Annotated in this window: 2 protein-coding genes; one reads left to right on the forward strand and one right to left on the reverse strand. The window is 63.0% G+C overall.

Annotated features, from left to right (window positions below; genetic code table 11):
• Positions 1-201: 201 nt before the first annotated feature.
• Positions 202-1,053, reverse strand: coding sequence for a hypothetical protein (locus tag F4Y38_01465; GenBank protein ID MXY47946.1), 852 nt, complete (start codon positions 1,051-1,053; stop codon positions 202-204).
• 201 nt (positions 1,054-1,254) lie between these two features.
• Between F4Y38_01465 and F4Y38_01470 the strand changes: the two genes are divergently transcribed.
• Positions 1,255-3,267 carry a DUF1311 domain-containing protein gene (locus tag F4Y38_01470; protein MXY47947.1) on the forward strand — a complete coding sequence of 671 codons (2,013 nt, stop codon included), beginning with the start codon at positions 1,255-1,257 and terminating at the stop codon, positions 3,265-3,267.
• Positions 3,268-4,255 lie beyond the last annotated feature (988 nt).

Genomic DNA, 4,255 nt, shown 5'->3' on the forward strand with positions numbered 1-4,255 from the left:
GGGCGGGACCGGAGGGGTGAAACCGTCACCGCAACCTGCGATCCAGGCTACGCACGCCCCGACGATCGCGAAGATGAGAATCCTCGGCCGGCTCAAATGTGGCTCCCTCGGAAGACGCGGGACGACAACGGGTCTGAACCTGCGCCCGGCCGGGATGACGGAACAGGACCTAACTATATGAAATGACAGCCATGTCGGATGCTATTTCATGCCGTTCATGCGGCATGTCTTGACGTCGAAATGCTTGAGGTACCAGAAGTCGGATGAAGCATTTTGAGGCCACTCGCCACGCACGTAGAACCCGGTGCTGTAGCAATCGCTATTGCCGAAACTCGTGCCCGGGGCTACCGCCACGTTGTAGACATGAACGCAGCCTGCCTGCGAACCTTCCCGGAAGCTCATGACTGAAAAAGTTGCATTCCTCGTCTCCCCGGCCGCCGTTACGGTCCCATGGTGTGAAACGATGTCGTCTTCCCGGTAACGGGCATCGGAACAAACCGGACCCGTCGTCCCTCCCCCACCCCCACCAGGAGTCGTGGGTAGCGCAGGCGGAGTTGGAGCCTCGCACAGCCGCGGATCGCTGGATCGCGGAACCCAGTTGCCGGGACAACCGTTGGACCGAAACGACCCGACATTCATCCAGTCGGTAAGGACCGAGTAACTGTTGCCGGAACCGAAGTGATATGAATACTGAATTTCCTTCACGTCGACCTGATAGGTGACCGAAGGTCCAAGGCCATGAATGGTAATCGCCTGATGAGATGGGTCCTTCGGCAGTGACTTTGCCTTGGTATGAGTGGTTCCGTTCCGCAACTGACCCCTGATGCGAATGCGATACTTCTTGGTGCCCGGTGCCGCTATGTGAACATTGCGCCGCCGGCGTTCCTTCTCACTGGTGTTGTCCTGTGGATTGAACGTCCAGGTCGTCTGCAGTGCGATGCTTGAATCGCCCACTCGCGGTGACTCCGCAAATGACACGGGCTCGGTGGGCACGCTCTCCATGCATGCCGTCAGGACGACGGCCAGTAGAGCGATCGACGCGCTTCTGAGCATCGGTTCCTCCCCGTCCAAGGCCGCGCAATGCTCATGCGTGCACCTTCAAACGTGCGCCGCGCAGGGAGGGCAGGAACAGAAGCGAACCGTATGAAATGGACGGCATATCGGATGGTCTGGCGTCGTCGCGTTGTGTCCTTCTAGTATGACCACCTCTTGAGCACTCCGCGAAACCGACCTGGTCCACGGGCAGCGACAAACATGTCAGGATTTTTCCGAGTATCTCTTCTTCTCGTCGCCTGGGGTTGTTCGTCACCACAATCTGAGCCGAGCGCGAATGCGTCAGCCGCGGGCGGCGCGGGCACGGTCGACCAGAACCAGCCGGGCGATGGCTGGGTCCAGCCGTCCACCACATTCAACTTCGGCTACTGCGGCATCTGCCCCCGCGACCCCGTGGAGGACTGGGGTTCCGATTTCTCGAGGGGCTTCCTGGGCGAAGGCGAGTCATGCACCTACGCCCCCTACAGACTCGCCGATGGGGATCCGCAGACGGGCTGGGCCGAGGGGGGCGCGGGCGCGGGTATTGGCGCGGAAGTGATCGTGCCGGCGCTATTGGACACCGTGTACTACTACAGTCCCGATGATGGAGGGGGAGGGCGCTGGACGACGGCCGATCCCCTGGACCTGACCAGGCCTGTCCGGATCTGGGCGGGTTACGGCAGGTCACCCGACCTCTTCGCCGCGAACGCGCGGCCGCAGCGCGTGCGCGTGTCGGTGCTGCGTCTGCGATTGATGCCGGACCCGGATGCGCATGACGCGACCGGGTGCAGTTTTTCCACTTATGTGGAGCCGGTCGTGGTCGCCGAACACGAAGTCGCCCTGCAGGACCTAAACGGCTATCAGGATCTCCCCGTTCCCGGGTTCGATGTCGAATACTACGACGAATACCCCATGGAATGGCTGGAAATGGATGGCGCCGAACGGCACCTGCACCAGCAGCGGGTCGATGCGGGGGAGGCGGCGCCGTACGAGCCCGAACCCTGGCAATACGCGTACGCGCTCAAGCTGACGCTGCTGGATGTATATCCGGGGACCCGACACGAGGACACGGTGATCTCCGAAATCGGCAACGACCCCCGGTTCGAAGCGGCGGGCACGGTCAGCGCGGAGGCCGCCGAACTGTGGGCGGGGACCTGGTACGAACCGTCGGAGACGTCGCTCAGAGACAACGTGTACTTCAGGATCGAGATCTTCGACGCGGACGAACTCGGGTTCGCGTACGAGGCCGAGTACCGGGACATCCCATACGGTCCCAACGCAATCCGGAGCGCGGCCCAGAACGCGCGGTTCGAAGGTCCCGGACGCGCCGTGGATCCCGCGACGGGTCACGTCTTCGTTCTGACCGTCGATCCGGCCGACCCAGGCGCTCGCTCCATCGATGTAGTCGAAGGGGATCCGGGCAGATTGGGATGGTCTCCGGACGAGGACCTCGGGCCTGAGACGTTACAGGGCAGGTGGATCTTCGACAGGCCTGTGTTCCGGACGGGATTCGACTGTGACGCTGCGGCCACTCCGGTCGAGACTGTGATATGCGGCGACGCAACGCTCGCGCGGGGGGATTTCGAGATGAGCGAGCTGTACGGCGAACTCGTCGGGAGCGTCGGCGCCGATCGCGAGCCGCCGCTCAGGGCCGACCAACGCGATTTTCTCGCGAGGCGCGACAGCGACTGCCGGAGCGACAACGGCGTGGACAAACGATGCGTCGCCCGGCTCTACGCCGACCGTCTCGTGGTGCTGCAACGGTGGAGGGACCCGACCCTCGGCGACGGGTCGCGCTTCGATACCAGGTATGCGATGTCGATTCTGGATGACGGTGGCGATCTCCGTCAAAACACGGCGGCCCGGCTCGCCATGTATCCGCTTCAAATGGAAGAGGGGACCGCGGTATGGGGACTCGACGCGAGCGGGCTCCTCTACGAGCAGTCGTACATCGACACGCGCGTGGTCTGGCCGGCGGACGTCGAGATCCAATACTCCGACGTGTTTTACGTCGGGACAGGCGGCGAGGTCTGGACAGCGGCGCACATGGCGCCGGCGGATTCCGTTTCGTATTCGGAGATCAACGCGGAATACGGCTTCGAGCCCTGGCGGATCGAAACGGACGCCGGCCGGGATTTTCTGACGATCTGGGGGGAGACCGAGGAGGGCGTACCGGATATGGTGCGCGATTGGCTCGACCGGCATCCGATCCCGGACCTGGAGGCTTGGGACTAAACGGGCACGAGACTGATCTCACCCTTTGACCGCGCCGCCAAGTCTCGTTGGTTTTTCGGCCTGCGCGGTCCCGGCCGCCGTGTTCCGCCGCGCCCGTGATCTGTTCCTCGACCGTGTAGCCCTCTCCCAGGGGCATGGCGATGAACTGGCGGATCTGGCCCTTCTCCACGCAGTAGCCGTCGATCCAGGGTTGGTCGGGGAGGACGACGTAGTCCTGCGGGTCCTGGTTGAGGTGCTCCGTCCAGTTGTCGCCGGTGACGGCGCACACCTTGCCGGTGGCGATCTTCACGGCGAAGGGGTAATCGGGAGCGCTCGAATGGGGGCGGGAGTCGAAGCTGATCCACATGGCCTCCGCCTGGTGCATCGGCATTAGCACGCCGCCGCGCCGAAGCCACTCCGTAGGCAGGCGGGACTCCTTACCGCGAAAGCGCTGGGTGATGAGTTTCATAACCGAGCTGTAGAGGCTCACGTCACGGCTTTCGCGCTGTTGGGTTCGGAGGGAGACGTGTAGCGGATTCTGGACGAGGAACGGGTGCGGGCCACGGAGCAGAACCTTGTTGCCCACCTCTACACCATCGAGGAGGCCTACGCCATGGCCGAATATTGCTCCGGAGGGAGACTGCCATGAACGACGCAAGCACGGATCTAAGCGATACCGATTCCGGGATCTACTCAACATGGCAACGGAGGACGTCGCGGTTGCCAAGGGTGAGATGAGCGATGCGGCGAAACGGTTACGGGAGGCCCAGGCGACGCTGAACGCCTTTGAGATGTTGAAGCGGTTACGTCGGGAAACGGAAGCCGGCTAGGGTCGTTGCTGGTGATGCCAACGCTGGTTATGATGGCCGGGAGCCGGTGAGAAGGGCGGCGAGGAAAGGACCCCGGAACACCGTTGGTGCCGAACACAACCGACGTCAACAACACCCCCGGCGGTGGAGCTGTCCCGCTTTCGCGGACGGTTGATTTCTGTGGTTGATCGTCTTCGTTG

The organism is Gemmatimonadota bacterium, assembly GCA_009838645.1.
Classification (GTDB): domain Bacteria; phylum JAAXHH01; class JAAXHH01; order JAAXHH01; family JAAXHH01; genus JAAXHH01.